The following is a 14150-nucleotide window of genomic DNA, read 5'->3' on the forward strand; positions in this document are numbered from 1 at the left end:
CCCTGTAAATATACAAGGGCATTCCCTGTTTTAATTATCCATTGGGATTATCGTCCTGATTTCTACGTTACCGCCAATATTGAGTATGGGACATCCCCTGGAAAGCTCTGCTGCTTCTTCCATGGAATCTGCCTTCAAGATAATATATCCACCGATGGCCTCTTTGATTTCAACATAGGGTCCATTAGTAATTACGTTATTCGGTTTAATGACCATTCCATCAGCTGCAAGACGGTTTCCCGGATTTGACAATTTATTCCGTGCAGCTATACTGCCGATCCAATCCTGCCATGGTTTCATCATAGCTTGCATTTGTTCCGGGGATAACGGTGGTTCTTTGCTAACATAATCCCTCCTGAATACTAATAAAAATTCGTTCGTCATAGTTTTTGAATTAATGGTTTGAATGTAATGCTACTGTATTGCCTTCAGTATCAGAAAAGAAAGCCATAAAGCCAACTTCATCACTGATTTTTGTTTTGGGCATTAAGACTTTCCCTCCTGCCTGTTCCACTTTTCCTAGGGCATTTGCCAAATCAGGATTGCCATTCAGGTAGATTTTCGCTCCATCCGCACTTGGTTTATTCATTGGACCCTGCACCAGGGCACCGGAAACTTTTCCGTTCATATCTTCACTGGGGAAAAAAGCCATTTGCATACCCATCATTTCCTGCTGGTTCAGTTCTATCCCAAAAATGCTTTCATAGAATTTTTTCGCCCTGGCAATATCTGAAACAGATATTTCAAACCAATTAAGGATGTTTTCTTTTGCTGTCATTTTTTTAGGTTTAAATAATTAATGAATGTTAATAAGGTTTATGACGAATGGAATTAAAAAGATTGGACAAGCAGGGAAAGTTATTTTACAGAAATGATTATAAAATTCAGGGTAATTAAGCAGTTCCCCCAAAATATCAGAATCGGTGATTTCGGCTGTTTTTAGGGCTTCAGTCAGTCTGCCGCGGGCTGCGAATCGACTTTTCATGCCGGGGCCAGGAAGATTTGTTGGTTGGAGAACACTACCCGCACCAGTACAGCCGCGTACCCACAATATTTAAGCGATCCATCTGCCGATACGGAACCATCGGGCTTAAAGTGACATCGTTAGCGCTAATAACCTTCGCCTTCGGCAGCCCTCGGATATGCTGGTCTCCCAGCTTTCTTAAGCCAATGGCTTAGTAATGGTCTGTAAGGGCATGTTACCTGCCCAAAAGGCCGGATCCCCGATCAAACGCGGCCAGAGTTTTCCAAATCTTTGATTATCGACAAGGTCGAACGCAACCGCAGCCAAGTTCACGTCGGAAAAAACGTGGGAGTCGACCAATCCATGTTCCGGATGGACATACTACCCGAAATGGTCCTTGTGCCAAAATGCTTTGATTAATGCCTTCGCCAATTTATCCGTGTGGCCTGGCCAGGTTGGGTCGTTGCAGAAACCTCCCCTGTCAGTGTTAATTGAAAAATAGCCTGGGTAAACTCGCTTCGTAGCAGCAGGAAGAAGGTTCCTGGATATGTGCTGCTCTGTAAACATAAACCCGCCAGAAACGAAACCCATGCCAATGATACCGGAATTGCTGAGAAAATGCCTTCGTGATTATGGACTATTGGGAAAATTCCTGACTTTATTGTTCAACTGGAATAAATTTTGCAGCCCAGCCTCCACCCTGGGCAAGATGAATTGTCAACACATCATTCTGTTTCACTGTTGCCACATTTCTTTTATAATCCATGCCGTTCAAATTTGCATTTAAACCATCCTGAAATATTTCCACCTGGTAGTCTTTCTTATCTAAAAAATCACACTTTATTTTAAGGGTGCGTTCATCCCAGTTGGTCATAGAACCTACAAACCAGGTATCGTTTTTCTTCCTTGCAATGGTTATGTATTGGCCGATTTTACTTTCAAGAGGATTAGTTGCATCCCACACAGTAGGTATAGATGCTAAAAAATCAAGACATTCTGGTTCTTTATTATAGTTAGTTGGAACATCAACCATGAATTGTAAGGGTGAATAATAGATTACGTACATGGCAAGCTGATGGCATCTTGTACCCTGGCTCATTGGATGGTCTGCGACAGGGAAATAACTTCGTTTGGAAGCGTTAAACATTGCACCCGGGCCATAATCAAATGGTCCAGAAACTCCTCGCATAAATGGAATAGTCACATCATGAATTGGATTTGCCCTGAAGTCAGATTTGTCGCTTTCCGAACCCAGAACAGCCTCATAGGTAAGCAGGTTTGGGTACATCCTTGATAATCCAGTAGGTTTTGTAGCACCATGGTATTCGAGTACCAGGTGATGACGAGCAGCTTCATCCGCAATTCTAATGTAGTCATTAATTCCTTGCTGATCATCACGTTCGAAGAAATCAACTTTCAATCCGCTAACCCCCCATTTTTCAAACATTTCCATATTTTCATCAAGATTTTTATAAAGTGTTCTTGCCACACACCACAATATAATTTTCTTGTTTTTTTCTTTTGAATACTTTAATAATTTTTGCAGATCAAGATTCGGATGGATTTTAGAGAAATCAAGCGGGTCACACCACCCATAATCGACATTCACAAATTCGATATGGTGCTGAACTGCAAAATCAATATAATATTTATAGGTATCAAAATTAGTTCCGGATTTAAAATCCACACCCGAAAGAATTACCTCCTGAGGTGTTTCGGGCACCCAAATTGCATCCCACCAATCATTGATTATTTTACCGGGTTTGACCCATGAAAAATCTGTTTCCTTCTTTTGTTCTGACGCAAGAAGGTACACCAATTCATTTTTCAGTAATTCTTTTTCTGTTTCTGAAATCATGATTACCCGCCAGGGGAAACTTCGCACACCATTGGTCTTAGCAATGTAATCAGCGTTTTCTTTTATGCTTACAGACCAATAGGTATTTTCAAAATCAAATTTTAATGGATAATGTCTGAACGAACCTTGCAGGTTATTTCCTGTAGCCGATAAATACATTCCAGGGTAATCAATCAGGTCTGATTCCGTAATTGATAGCATCGGTCCTTTATCTAACTCAATATTGATGGGTAATATGGCAACTCTGCCAGAATCGATTTTAGAAATTGGAAGGTGGAGATAGTTTTCTTCGTATAAATAATCTTCCTTTTTCCCCATAATGAAATAGGCCTTAGGGTCATTACTGAAATTAAAAGAAGCCTCTTCGTTTTTTATTATTATTTCACTGTTGATATTCGTTAAAAACCGGTACGCTACCCCATTATTATAGGCACGAAAGCTAACCGAATAATTGTTTTTAAATTTTATAACAAGCTCATTATAATTATCCTGAACTTCGGAATTTGTTCCATAAAATGTATTTATCGTCCTATTTACCGTATTGGATTTAAGATTTGAAACCTGTGGTTTTGCACCCAAAACTTCTCCATTATTTAATGTCATGGATATGGAAGAAGGGGTTATCAAAACTTTCCCATCACGAAGAACTGAATAACGAATGTTTTCGCTAATGGAAATCTTCATTTCAGTTCTTTTATCAGGAGAAGTCAATGAGATCAATTTGTCGGTTGCATTTGATGTCTGGAATGTAAAAAGCAGGAGAAAAATACAGCAAATGGTATTACTCAGATTTGAATTTTTCATTGAGTACTATTTAGTGTCAAGAAATTTTAATTTAAAATATGGAATGCTGCATTTTCTTTGCTTTGCCCTATACATATATGACATTGAAAATATAATGCATAAGTTAACAATTAAAAGTCAGATTAATAGTCAGCCTGATCTGCTTTTCACTGAAGCGAATAGCTCTTATTACAGCGTCTTGCTTTCCCCGTTATGAAATCATCCGGCATTATCTTTTTCCAGGGATACCTAATGCAAATAATTTATCAGGAAATTATTTATAAACAGTAAACGAATTATGTATAAAATCATTTAAAATTCCTGGTCCTTGGGGGAAAAAGGCTCGGGTATCGGGCAAAGAGATGTGTTGTTGCCTGTGACAGGCAAGCTGAGGTGACAACATTGCCAGGCCGCCTGAATAGTGAATTATTCCGGAATGGTTGTTACAAGTTCAACATCAGCCGGATGACTATCTTCCCCCTTGAATTGCTTTATTGATTACTGTTAAAAAGTCGCCCAATTTATCTGGTTCCAGCCATCTTGCCACAACTACGATATCGTTTGGCTGGTCTATGACAATATAATTTCCACCAAAGCCATCAGCATAATAAATTTCTGAGGACAGGCCGGCAAATTCCTTGTCCCTATTTGTCCACCATAACAATCCATATGATTTATTCGAAGGCGATCCTATACTAACGGCATTTACCCAATTCGATGAAATTACCTGTTGGTTTTTCCATTTTCCGTTTCTTAAGAATAAGAGTCCAAACCGTGCCTGATCCTGGGCACTAATAAATAAACCGCCGCCAAAATGACCGCCGCCACTTACCGATTGTATCATAATGCCATCGATATTTATCCAGGAATTATCATAGCCATACCAGCGCCAGGTAGATGATGCGCCTATAGGATCCATAATTCTTTCTTTTAAAACAACAGGCAGCGGCTTTCGGAAAACCTGTAAAAGTGAATAAGCCAGCAGGTTCACCCTAACATCATTATACTCGAATTGTGTACCTGGTTCAAGTAGCTTGCGGTTCTTCCAGTCGTCGATTCCACCTGATTTTGGAGGCCTGTCGGCCCAATCGCATTGTCCAAACAGGCATCCTGACCAGTCTGAACTCTGGTTCAGTAGATGCCTCCAGGTAATCTTTGAATTGTGTTCACCCTCAAACTGGTCATCCCAAACATAGGATTTCACCTTATCATCTATATTTTGAATCAATTTGCTATCGAAGGCAAGGCCAGCCACCGTAGATAGAAAACTTTTTGTTACGCTAAAAGTCATATCCACCCTATTAATATCACCCCATTGCGCAATTATATAGCCATGCCGCAATATAAGTCCGGCAGGTTTGCCTCTTGGTTTTGTTGGACCAACAATGGTATAATTCGGTTCATTCGCATAGGCCTTCAAGTTAGCAATGCGAAGGTCGTAATCGGTTTTTGTTTCATGGTTAAGTGCAAATTTAACAGCGCTATCCAGCCAGTGGGCATCAATATTTACTTCTGCAGGCTTTTTTGTTTGCCAGTTTTGATCAGGATAATAATCCTGCTGGCAAAAGGCTGAACTGCTATAAAAAAGCACCTGAAATAGCAGTAGTATATTGAGAATTCGATTACATATCATATTTAGGTATTAGCATTTTTTTCTATAGCAGGACTGCGAAATAATATTCTAGCAAATAATACAGCTAAAAGACAGTACCCAAAAGTAATCGCCCAAATAGCAGAAGGCAAATCGTGGTGTCTGAGTACAGCTTTTAACAAAGCCAGGGAACCAATAGCAAAATGGGTGAAATTGGCCACTGCCAAAGGCCTGTTATAAATACCACCAATAATACTCCCCTTTGCCATCCAGTTAAGCATAGCAAAAGCAAAGAAAAGGGCGCCTGTTATTTGCAGTAACAAATGAAATATTGGCGAATTATCCACCACCAAAAAATGGCTGATTTCTTCAGGGAGAAAACTCAGGCTAATACCGACAACTGCAAGCAGGATTGCACTTAAGGTTAAGATAATTCTAGTGTTCATTTTTCTTTTTATTCTAATTACTCAATTCAGTGCAATGCCTACTATAAATCCTATCCAGGGTTTATTGTTATAAATCCAAACCTTCCTATCGGAACTCAATAAATAATCAAAACCAGTAGAAATCCCGAAACTCGCCACATCCGTTTCAATGAATCCAGCCAGGCCATATTGTATGATCATGCCATTATATTCATTTGATACCGCATTTCGTGTGGAAAAAGGACTAACTGTTGCGGTGCCGGGGCCTAAAAAAAAACCAAAATCATAGCCCCTATTAATTACCTCATATTGGCATTTACCCAGTGGATTCATTTTACTATTTATATAATAGGTATCATGACGCCATCCTGCATATAAAGCAGCATTAAAATCAACTGTCAGTTGAGCCGGAAGCCCATAAATACCAGGTCGGAATTTCATCAGGTTGCTGGTAATATCAATATCCAGGCTTTTCTTAATAAACTTCATGGGAAAGTGACAAAGGCTATCAGAAACGGCAAGCGAGATAGTTGCTAATACTTTATTATCCAAAAAGTTTTCAGCAGGTTTATACACCGTAACATTATCACCGGAAACATCAACATACACTTTATCGGTTTTTTTATCGCCGGATTTCAGGTTATAGTAATTACTATTAAAGCCATGTTTTGATGATTTTTCTACAACGCTACAGGAGTATAGGAAAAAAATGCCTGTAAAAGGAATGATATGTTTAGCTAATATATGCATGAAAGAATGCTGTTTATTATTCGCCCAAATAAGGGTCCTTTATTTTTTTTGCCTGGTATTTCACGTTGGCAATTTTCACTGTGCATTTCGGACCGGTTGGTGACTGCGCCAGGAAACCCACTTTAAACCCGGGTTTCGCATCAAACTGGAAATGCCTTACCAGGAACCATTTTATACCATCCATGGAATAATATAAAGTAATAACATTACCAGCCCTGGCCATTTTATAAAACACTTTATTGGAAGGAATTTCCACAGAATTACAATCATCGGAGAAATCATTGGTCACAACGCTCACAACCCTGTGGGCGCCTGTATAATCCTTCTCAAAACAGAACTTGATCCAGTGAACACTATCGCTAATTAATACGATAGCACCACCATCCCACTTATAATTGAAGGCATGCTCAATTGATGCGACCAAAACAAAATCGTTATCAGGTTCAAAAAGCAGTTTTGGTGCGTTGTCAGTATTATAGGTAACATTGGGATCCCTGAACATGTCGGTTTTTTCACCGGCTTCAATAGTCAGGCTGTTGCCGGAAACAGAAAAACGCGCAGGTATGTTGTTCCAGTAAAGTTTATGGGGAATGGGTGCAAAACTGATAGAATCGGGAACTTGCGCCTTCATATGATCCTGATTAAGCTGGATGAATAAGAATACCACCAAAAATCGGAAGAATTTATTTTTCACGATAATTATTGCATTAATAATTCAATAACATTGCCCTTGGGTAGAAATCCAATTTCAAAACCGAAAATATTTCTTTTTCTCACCATTCAGGGGAATACTTTAAAAGGGTAATTGATCTACCTTAACAATGAATTTTTATAAAACCGGAATTAATGGATGCGGATATTTCAGGAACAGCCTTTATACTCAGCGGTGGACTCTTACAGGAATCGGATGCCAAGACCACCCATGGCCTTTTACGAGGTTCAGAAAGATTTAAAATTACCGCAGTAATTGATCCGAAACATGCCGGGCGGGATGCAGGAGAAGTGCTGGATGGCCGCCACAGGTCGATCCCTGTAATGGCTACCATTGCAGAAGCCCTGGTTAAATTGCCCAAACCCGATTTTTGCATTATTGGTGTGGCAACAGTTGGCGGCGTACTTCCTCCTGCCCTTGCTGATACTGTTCAACTTGCCCTTAAGGAGGGCATCTCTATAGTTAACGGGTTGCATGACTACCTGAATGAACGGCCGGAAATGGCAGCATTGGCTGCTGCATCCGGAGCCATCCTGATTGATGTGAGGAAACCCAAAAAAAGGGCCAACCTGCATTTCTGGACGGCAGAAATTTTCCAAGTCCCTTGCCCCATCATTGCCGTCTTAGGAATGGATTGCGCAATGGGCAAAAGAACAACCGCCCGGTTGATCAGGGATGCCTGCAGGAAAGCAGGACTCACCACGGAGATGATCTATACCGGCCAAACTGGCTGGATGCAGGGGAACCGCTATGGTTTTATATTTGATTCAACGCTGAATGATTTTGTAACCGGTGAACTGGAATACGCCATTCTTTCGGCCTACAAAAATGAAAAAACAGACCTTATTTTACTGGAAGGCCAATCTTCCTTAAGGAATCCAAGCGGGCCCTGCGGACCAGAATTCATGGTTTCCGGAAATGCCCGCCATGTGGTTTTAATACATGAGCCCAAGCGGGAATACTTTGACTACGACCAAAACTGGGGAAGGATTCCTACGGTTGAAAGTGAAATAGAATTAATCAATAAATATGGCTCAACTGTAATAGCACTCGCAATAAATACCACAGGTTGCAGCGAAGAAGAAGCCAGGAAATTCCAGGCGGAATATGCCCGTCGATCAGGCATTCCAGTTATACTTCCTTTGCAGGACGGTGTGGAAAGCTTATTGCCAGTTTTGCAGGCCCTGATCCAAAAACACTAACCTTACCCTGAGAGCAGCGCAGATTATGAAAATCAGTAAAATAAATGCTTTCCGTATGAATATGGCCCTTACCAAGCCATATACAATTGCTTTCGAAACAACTTCATCGGTTGAAAATGTTTTCCTGGAAATAACACTCGACAATGGCATTACGGGTATCGGCGCTGCCAGTCCATCTGTTCATGTGATCCGGGAATCAGTTGATGATTGCATTTCTAACCTTCAATCTGACGCAATGCAGCAGTTTGTTGGCCGCGATATCAGGGCCTTCAGGAAAATGATTATTGAAAGCGAGGCCTTATTCCCAAGGTATTCTGCAACAAGAACAGCCATTGATATCGCATTGCACGATGCATTTGGAAAATTACTGGGCATACCCATTGTAGATTTTTATGGCCGCCGGCAACATTCCCTGCCAACATCAGTAACTATTGGCATTATGAATGTTGAAGATACCCTGGCGGAAGCAAGTGCATTCAAACAAATGGGATTTACAATACTAAAAATAAAGACAGGCCTTAACCTGGATGAAGATATTGAACGCTGCATAAAAGTCAGGGAGCGATTCGGGGAATATTTTAAAATAAGGGTGGATGCCAACCAGGGATATACTGCGCAGCAAACCATTGCCTTTGTGGAAGCCACAAAATCAGTTGTGATTGAACTGGTCGAACAACCGATGCCTGTTGGAACAGAAGCGGAAATGCAGCGACTGCCTGAAGCGACCAGGGAATATATTGCCTGTGATGAATCCCTGAAAGATGCACGTTCAGCATTATCTTTAGCCCTGCCTCCCAAAACCTGCGGGATATTTAATATCAAGCTGATGAAATGCGGAGGCCTATCAGGCGCTTTTGAAATTGCAACGATTGCACGGGCTGCAGGAATTGATTTATTCTGGGGATGTTTTGATGAAAGTATTGTAAGCATTACAGCGGCCCTGCATGCAGCATTGGCTTGTGAGAATACCTGCTATCTTGATTTGGATGGCAGCCTGGACCTTGCAGAAGACCTTGTAACCGGCGGATTTATTTTAGAAAATGGTGCCATGCGAACAAGCGATGGCGCTGGTTTTGGATATAAAAAATTATAAGCAGTATGAACTGGTATGAAGCAACAAATATTAACGAGGTAGACTCTCCGGCACTGTTGATCTATCCCGATCGCGTAGCACAAAATATTGCCACTATGATTAAATGGGTTGGCGGGGATGCCAGCCGATTGGTGCCCCATGTAAAAACCCATAAAACAAGTGAGATCATTCAAATGCAACTTGCAGCCGGCATTGAACGATTTAAATGCGCCACCATTGCAGAATTGGAAATGTGCCTTACTGCTGGGGCTAACTGGGTGCTGATGACATACCAGCTTACCGGCCCTAAAATTGACCGGTTTATCAGGCTTGTACAATTATTCCCGAATGCCAGGATTAGTTCCTTAGTTGACAACCTGCAATCAGCAAAGGTGCTGGCTGCAGCTTTTGAAAAACAGGGTTTAAAAGGAGAAACCTACCTGGATATAAATAATGGGTTCAACCGGACCGGGCTTTTATTGGATGAATATACATTTCCAGTTTACCAGGAAATATCCGCCATAAAAAGCCTTGAACTAAAAGGCCTTCATATATATGACGGACATATTCGCAACAATGAAGTAGAGCAGAGAACCCAGCAAAGTAACCAGTTCTTTGAACCGGTATATTCACTCATGGGTCAAATTACAGCAGCAGGATTTCCTGAGCCGGAAATCATAACCGGAGGCTCCCCAACTTTCACGCCTGCGGCAATGCGAAAAAATTTTTATTGCAGTCCGGGTACTACCCTGCTATGGGATTGGGGATATTCGAAGACTGTGCCGGAATTACCGGTACAATGGGCAGCGGTGCTGTTAACCAGGATCATTTCGAAGCCGAAACCAGGCTATATTACTACTGACCTCGGGCACAAATCCGTAGGGTCAGAAAATCCAATAGACAAGCGGGTTTTATTCCTGAACCTTTCCGATTACACCATAAAAATGCAAAGTGAAGAACACCTGGTGGCAGAAGTGAAGGATTGGGATAAACTGGAAGTAGGTGATGTCCTGTACGGAATACCTTACCATGTATGCCCGACAGTAGCTTTATACGATACCGCCAATATAATACGGGATAACAAGTGGGTGGAAGATTGGTCGGTTATTGCAAGGAAAAGGAAGATCACCATTTAAGGCGGCCAGCAGGTAATCAATGGAACTGATGCCTGAACAAAGGCCGCACTGTAAACCAGGCCAATGCCGGAAAGAATACCATTGGAACTGCAAGCCCCGGAAATAATTCCGGGAACTTCACTTCCAATGGTAAGCTAATGCTCAACGGAACCATGATACTGGCAAAGCTGAGGATAGAGAAGATAAAATTAAATACGATCTCTCCTTTGGTTTTCAACCATCTTGTCAGTCCATAATAAATGAATGAAAATACCATACATACTAAAACGCTTATCCCAATTATGCTCTTCCAGTTAAGCACGCGGGAATAATCCGTTTCCGTTGCGAAAAAATATATCCTGTTGTATATTATTCCCGCCAAAGCGGCCAATACACTGGCAACGAAAGCCTGTTGAAATATCTTCTTATACATATATTTATCAGTTCGTAACAGGAACAGTAATATCAAGGGTGAATTTCTGCGCTCCGTGGTTTGGCTCAGCGGTATTAATATTATAGTCCATACGGTTTACTTCAAAGCTGCCTTTAAAAGTATTGGCTTCAAATACGAAAGGGATAACCACTTCTTTCTGGACACCATGCATATCAATTGTACCCTTTGCCTCAAATCCGCTGGCTGTTTTAACTATTGAGGATGAGGTGAATTTAATTACCGGGTACTTTTCGGCATCAAACCACATGGCGCTTTTGGCATGTGTATTTTTCATCCCATTTCCTGTATTAATTGTCGCCACATCAATGGTAACGTCAAATTTCGAGCCTGCAAGGTCATTAGGATCAAACTTCACTACACCTTTCAACCCTTTAAATTCACCTGATGGATCACCACCAGAAAATTTAATGGAATAGTTGTCACCGATTTTCCAGTCCTGTGCCAGTTTCACTGTAAATGCGGAAGCCACAATAAGCAAGGTTGCAGCAAGTGGGTAAATCAATTTTTTCATGCCGTAATATTTTAAATAAATAATATTGGTACAAACTAATATTTTTTGATTTCACCCTTGCAGAAATGCGGTTAACCCCGACAATTAACAGCCAAATCGGTAAAATTCCGAGATGAAAGGTTCTGTAAAAAACGGAACTTGCTAAAAATTATTTTTCCGCACTTGCGGGTGAAATGGCAGGTACTTGGGTAATGCGGCAGAACAATACCATTGGAAAAGTTCAGGGAAGAGCAATCCGGCGGCCGGGTTTGCCGATACCGCCAGGGATGCAGTTCCTGAAATGAACAGCATGAACCCTATCACATATTAGTGTATAGTTGTGATTTTTTAAAGTCAGGCATCCAGCAACCTACGGTGGTAATTGATTTGGCCCAGGTGGTACGATAAATGCGTAGCCAGGTGTACCATAAAATATTCAGTGGACATTTCCTTCTCAAATACCTTCAAAGGATATTCCTTTTGCAGGTCTTCTTCATTCAACTTATCAAGGGATTCATTAACCATAAGAATTGTGTAGCCAATTTTTTTCAGTAATTCACTGCGCGGAATATCTTTTAAAGAAAATTCAAGGTCACGATTCCGCAGATAGTTTGTTTTCCCGATTTCGGCACCGATATAGGTATTTAGATTCCCGACCAGGTGCAAACAAAGATTCCCGGCAGAATTGGAAATACTATTATCAACCTTCCAGATAATTGATTCATTGCGATATGCAGAAATTTCTGCTGTCAATTTATGCAGGTCGCGATTGATAAGTGTCCTGATAATTTCAATCAACATATACTAATCTGATGTTTTGCAAAATAAGTTCATCTATCTACAAGTCGGCTAACCTCCATTGATGCCCCAGGGTTACCGGACTAAAATTATCATATTCGGGAGATTCACCACCCATCCTAAATCCAGGGGCATCGTTGGAAAGCATGGCTACAATATCCCATCAGGGCCTTCCAACTGCCTTTTGACTACTCCAAACAGAAAACCATGGAACGAGTTGGGCATTAATGGTCATGGCTTAATGATGGTGCGGTGAATTATGGTAATGCTCCCTCAACAGGTCTTCGCCAAAATCACCATTAAAATCGCGCCACACTTCATGAATATGGTTTGCGTTATTCTGGGTATTGTCAAACTCAATCAAAAATGATTTTCCCTGTACATGGTAATAATGTGCCTTACCGGGTTGTGTACCACCAGCCCAGGCAAAGCGGATAGCATCAATATCTTCAGCGGTGATCTTTTTCATCCGGTTTTGGGCAATCAATGGAGGCATTGGTAACAGGTAGGTAACAATCAGTTTGTTCAGCAGCACTTTCTGTGCTGTGGTCATATCCCGTGCCAATATACCATCGGGCTTCAAGGGTCCCACCTGCATGGCATTGGTAGTAAGGATATCGCTGAAAGCCTCTAACTGAATCAGGGCCTTTTCTTTCTGCGACTGGTCTAATGAATTCACTAATTCAAAACCCAGGTCTTCTTCTTCCTTCAGGAGCCTTGTGCCTTTTTTCGGTCCGTCCTGCACGTTAGCAGGATAAACACCAAACAAGACAGGGGCAAATGACAGTTTATCTTTTACTATAGTAAAGTTCAGGGTTATGTGGTGACCCGTAAATTTAAAACCCCATACACTTTCAATAGCGGGGGTTCCATAAATGGAAATGAAATAATTCTCGGGGATTCGGTTCGGATTATCAGGCTGTAATTCTTTTAATAAATATTCAAAATCCATTATATTCTTAGTACGGTCATAGCCTTCCTTACTTAAGAAAGCCTGTAACAAGCTATATACTTTTTCTTTCTGGCTGTTTTCCATGTCTTTTATCGCAAGACCGGTGCGGCCTAACATGGTAGGCGGAACGTAATGCCATTCGTACCGGTTCATTTCCCCAAAGCGGAAAACAGCTTTGCTCTTTTGCGCATCGGTAAGGGAATTCACGAAAGCCGCTCCCTGTGCAGAGCCGGAACTGGTGATCTCCTTTTGGGCAAATAAGGCAATAGGCGCTAATAGTAGAAGTAAAAAAAGTTTCATGTCGATTAATTATATGGGCTTGCCCTCAATTTATAACTAAAACCTGATTAATGCGGTGAGCTTACCGCCTTTTTGCAAGGGAATTTCACCGTTTCATGGCAATGATGATTCCTTTAGCCCAAACAAATATGGCCGGCTCAAAATCATCCCTTCTTCCAGGCCTGCAACAGGTATTCTGGCTTTTTCTGCTTGGCCTTCCGGCCAGTTGGGTTGCGGAAGCATATCATCCATTAGATCAGCTTCTACCAGCAACAGCCGTTGGTCGTTGCAAAGGTATTTTTCAGCAATAGCCAAAAACCGGGAATCATTATCAACTAAAGCCAGGGTTGAATCAGGAGACATTCCATCAAAGATCCAGGATGTGGATAATCCCTTACCTGTTTCCAGTTCCAGGAATTCACTACCAGCCTTTGCAGCAGTCGGGGTCTTCAGTAAAGAACAGGTGAGAATATCAGAAACCATGGAAAACCATTCAGCTATCGTTGCAGCATCAATTTCCAGATAAGATTTTGGTAATAATTACCTTATTTCTTCCTGCATTGGTTGAATGTATTTTCAGACATCATTTTCATGCTGGCTGGTTATTGGTTCTCAGGCCATATTTGAATTACAGAATATGGTATGGCCAATGCAAGTACCTGTAAATAACAATGCATCTGTTCTTTTAATAGAAACAATTTTCTT

General features: G+C 41.2%; 15 protein-coding genes. 3 read left to right on the forward strand and 12 right to left on the reverse strand.

What is annotated here, in order from left to right:
• Positions 1-30: 30 nt before the first annotated feature.
• The 7 genes from LAQ65_RS05725 to LAQ65_RS05755 form a co-directional block, all read right to left on the reverse strand.
• On the reverse strand, positions 31-384 hold the full coding sequence (locus tag LAQ65_RS05725) for a YciI family protein (protein WP_224115984.1): 354 nt from the start codon (positions 382-384) through the stop codon (positions 31-33).
• A 10-nt stretch (positions 385-394) separates the two neighbouring features.
• Complete coding sequence (locus tag LAQ65_RS05730; protein ID WP_224115985.1) at positions 395-778, reverse strand: VOC family protein; 384 nt, start codon at positions 776-778, stop codon at positions 395-397.
• 844 nt (positions 779-1622) lie between these two features.
• On the reverse strand, positions 1623-3626 hold the full coding sequence (locus LAQ65_RS05735) for a glycoside hydrolase family 97 protein (protein ID WP_224115986.1): 2004 nt from the start codon (positions 3624-3626) through the stop codon (positions 1623-1625).
• Positions 3627-4074: 448 nt separating this feature from the next.
• Positions 4075-5238: a serine hydrolase domain-containing protein gene (locus LAQ65_RS05740; RefSeq protein WP_224115987.1), complete on the reverse strand. Its 1164-nt coding sequence runs from the start codon at positions 5236-5238 to the stop codon at positions 4075-4077.
• Between the two features lie 2 nt (positions 5239-5240).
• Positions 5241-5642 (reverse strand): hypothetical protein, encoded by a 402-nt coding sequence (locus LAQ65_RS05745; RefSeq protein WP_224115988.1) that lies wholly within the window; start codon positions 5640-5642, stop codon positions 5241-5243.
• A 21-nt stretch (positions 5643-5663) separates the two neighbouring features.
• Positions 5664-6371, reverse strand: a complete 708-nt coding sequence (locus LAQ65_RS05750; protein WP_224115989.1) for a hypothetical protein — start codon at positions 6369-6371, stop codon at positions 5664-5666.
• 16 nt (positions 6372-6387) lie between these two features.
• Positions 6388-7002: a DUF1349 domain-containing protein gene (locus LAQ65_RS05755; protein WP_224115990.1), complete on the reverse strand. Its 615-nt coding sequence runs from the start codon at positions 7000-7002 to the stop codon at positions 6388-6390.
• Positions 7003-7217: 215 nt separating this feature from the next.
• Between LAQ65_RS05755 and LAQ65_RS05760 the strand changes: the two genes are divergently transcribed.
• From LAQ65_RS05760 to LAQ65_RS05770, 3 genes are read left to right on the forward strand one after another with little or no spacing between them, the layout of a single operon-like run.
• Positions 7218-8285 carry a DUF1611 domain-containing protein gene (locus tag LAQ65_RS05760; protein WP_224115991.1) on the forward strand — a complete coding sequence of 356 codons (1068 nt, stop codon included), beginning with the start codon at positions 7218-7220 and terminating at the stop codon, positions 8283-8285.
• A 55-nt stretch (positions 8286-8340) separates the two neighbouring features.
• The gene (locus tag LAQ65_RS05765; protein WP_262901404.1) at positions 8341-9378 is read left to right on the forward strand and encodes a dipeptide epimerase; all 1038 of its coding nucleotides are present in this window, start codon (positions 8341-8343) and stop codon (positions 9376-9378) included.
• Between the two features lie 5 nt (positions 9379-9383).
• Positions 9384-10493, forward strand: coding sequence for a D-TA family PLP-dependent enzyme (locus tag LAQ65_RS05770; RefSeq protein ID WP_224115992.1), 1110 nt, complete (start codon positions 9384-9386; stop codon positions 10491-10493).
• A 16-nt stretch (positions 10494-10509) separates the two neighbouring features.
• On the opposite strand, the gene LAQ65_RS05775 is transcribed toward LAQ65_RS05770, so the two are convergent.
• From LAQ65_RS05775 to LAQ65_RS05795, 5 genes are all read right to left on the reverse strand, one after another.
• Positions 10510-10905, reverse strand: coding sequence for a hypothetical protein (locus tag LAQ65_RS05775; RefSeq protein WP_224115993.1), 396 nt, complete (start codon positions 10903-10905; stop codon positions 10510-10512).
• Positions 10906-10912: 7 nt separating this feature from the next.
• Positions 10913-11437 (reverse strand): YceI family protein, encoded by a 525-nt coding sequence (locus LAQ65_RS05780; RefSeq protein WP_224115994.1) that lies wholly within the window; start codon positions 11435-11437, stop codon positions 10913-10915.
• Between the two features lie 333 nt (positions 11438-11770).
• On the reverse strand, positions 11771-12217 hold the full coding sequence (locus LAQ65_RS05785; RefSeq protein ID WP_224115995.1) for a DUF1572 family protein: 447 nt from the start codon (positions 12215-12217) through the stop codon (positions 11771-11773).
• A 235-nt stretch (positions 12218-12452) separates the two neighbouring features.
• Positions 12453-13466, reverse strand: coding sequence for a DUF3500 domain-containing protein (locus LAQ65_RS05790; RefSeq protein ID WP_224115996.1), 1014 nt, complete (start codon positions 13464-13466; stop codon positions 12453-12455).
• 93 nt (positions 13467-13559) lie between these two features.
• The gene (locus LAQ65_RS05795) at positions 13560-13928 is read right to left on the reverse strand and encodes an O-methyltransferase (RefSeq protein WP_224115997.1); all 369 of its coding nucleotides are present in this window, start codon (positions 13926-13928) and stop codon (positions 13560-13562) included.
• Positions 13929-14150 lie beyond the last annotated feature (222 nt).

It is taken from the genome of Flavihumibacter profundi, from assembly GCF_020076305.1.
In the GTDB taxonomy this organism is placed as follows: Bacteria; Bacteroidota; Bacteroidia; order Chitinophagales; family Chitinophagaceae; genus Flavihumibacter; species Flavihumibacter profundi.

Coding starts and splice junctions, on each gene's coding strand:
- LAQ65_RS05785 (WP_224115995.1), bottom strand. CDS start 12,217: ATGTTGATTGAAATTATCAGGACACTTATCAATCGCGACCTGCATAAA.
- LAQ65_RS05755 (WP_224115990.1), bottom strand. CDS start 7,002: ATGAAGGCGCAAGTTCCCGATTCTATCAGTTTTGCACCCATTCCCCAT.
- LAQ65_RS05740 (WP_224115987.1), bottom strand. CDS start 5,238: ATGATATGTAATCGAATTCTCAATATACTACTGCTATTTCAGGTGCTT.
- LAQ65_RS05725 (WP_224115984.1), bottom strand. CDS start 384: ATGACGAACGAATTTTTATTAGTATTCAGGAGGGATTATGTTAGCAAA.
- LAQ65_RS05730 (WP_224115985.1), bottom strand. CDS start 778: ATGACAGCAAAAGAAAACATCCTTAATTGGTTTGAAATATCTGTTTCA.
- LAQ65_RS05765 (WP_262901404.1), top strand. CDS start 8,341: ATGAATATGGCCCTTACCAAGCCATATACAATTGCTTTCGAAACAACT.
- LAQ65_RS05760 (WP_224115991.1), top strand. CDS start 7,218: ATGGATGCGGATATTTCAGGAACAGCCTTTATACTCAGCGGTGGACTC.
- LAQ65_RS05775 (WP_224115993.1), bottom strand. CDS start 10,905: ATGTATAAGAAGATATTTCAACAGGCTTTCGTTGCCAGTGTATTGGCC.
- LAQ65_RS05790 (WP_224115996.1), bottom strand. CDS start 13,466: ATGAAACTTTTTTTACTTCTACTATTAGCGCCTATTGCCTTATTTGCC.
- LAQ65_RS05795 (WP_224115997.1), bottom strand. CDS start 13,928: ATGGTTTCTGATATTCTCACCTGTTCTTTACTGAAGACCCCGACTGCT.
- LAQ65_RS05770 (WP_224115992.1), top strand. CDS start 9,384: ATGAACTGGTATGAAGCAACAAATATTAACGAGGTAGACTCTCCGGCA.
- LAQ65_RS05745 (WP_224115988.1), bottom strand. CDS start 5,642: ATGAACACTAGAATTATCTTAACCTTAAGTGCAATCCTGCTTGCAGTT.
- LAQ65_RS05780 (WP_224115994.1), bottom strand. CDS start 11,437: ATGAAAAAATTGATTTACCCACTTGCTGCAACCTTGCTTATTGTGGCT.
- LAQ65_RS05750 (WP_224115989.1), bottom strand. CDS start 6,371: ATGCATATATTAGCTAAACATATCATTCCTTTTACAGGCATTTTTTTC.
- LAQ65_RS05735 (WP_224115986.1), bottom strand. CDS start 3,626: ATGAAAAATTCAAATCTGAGTAATACCATTTGCTGTATTTTTCTCCTG.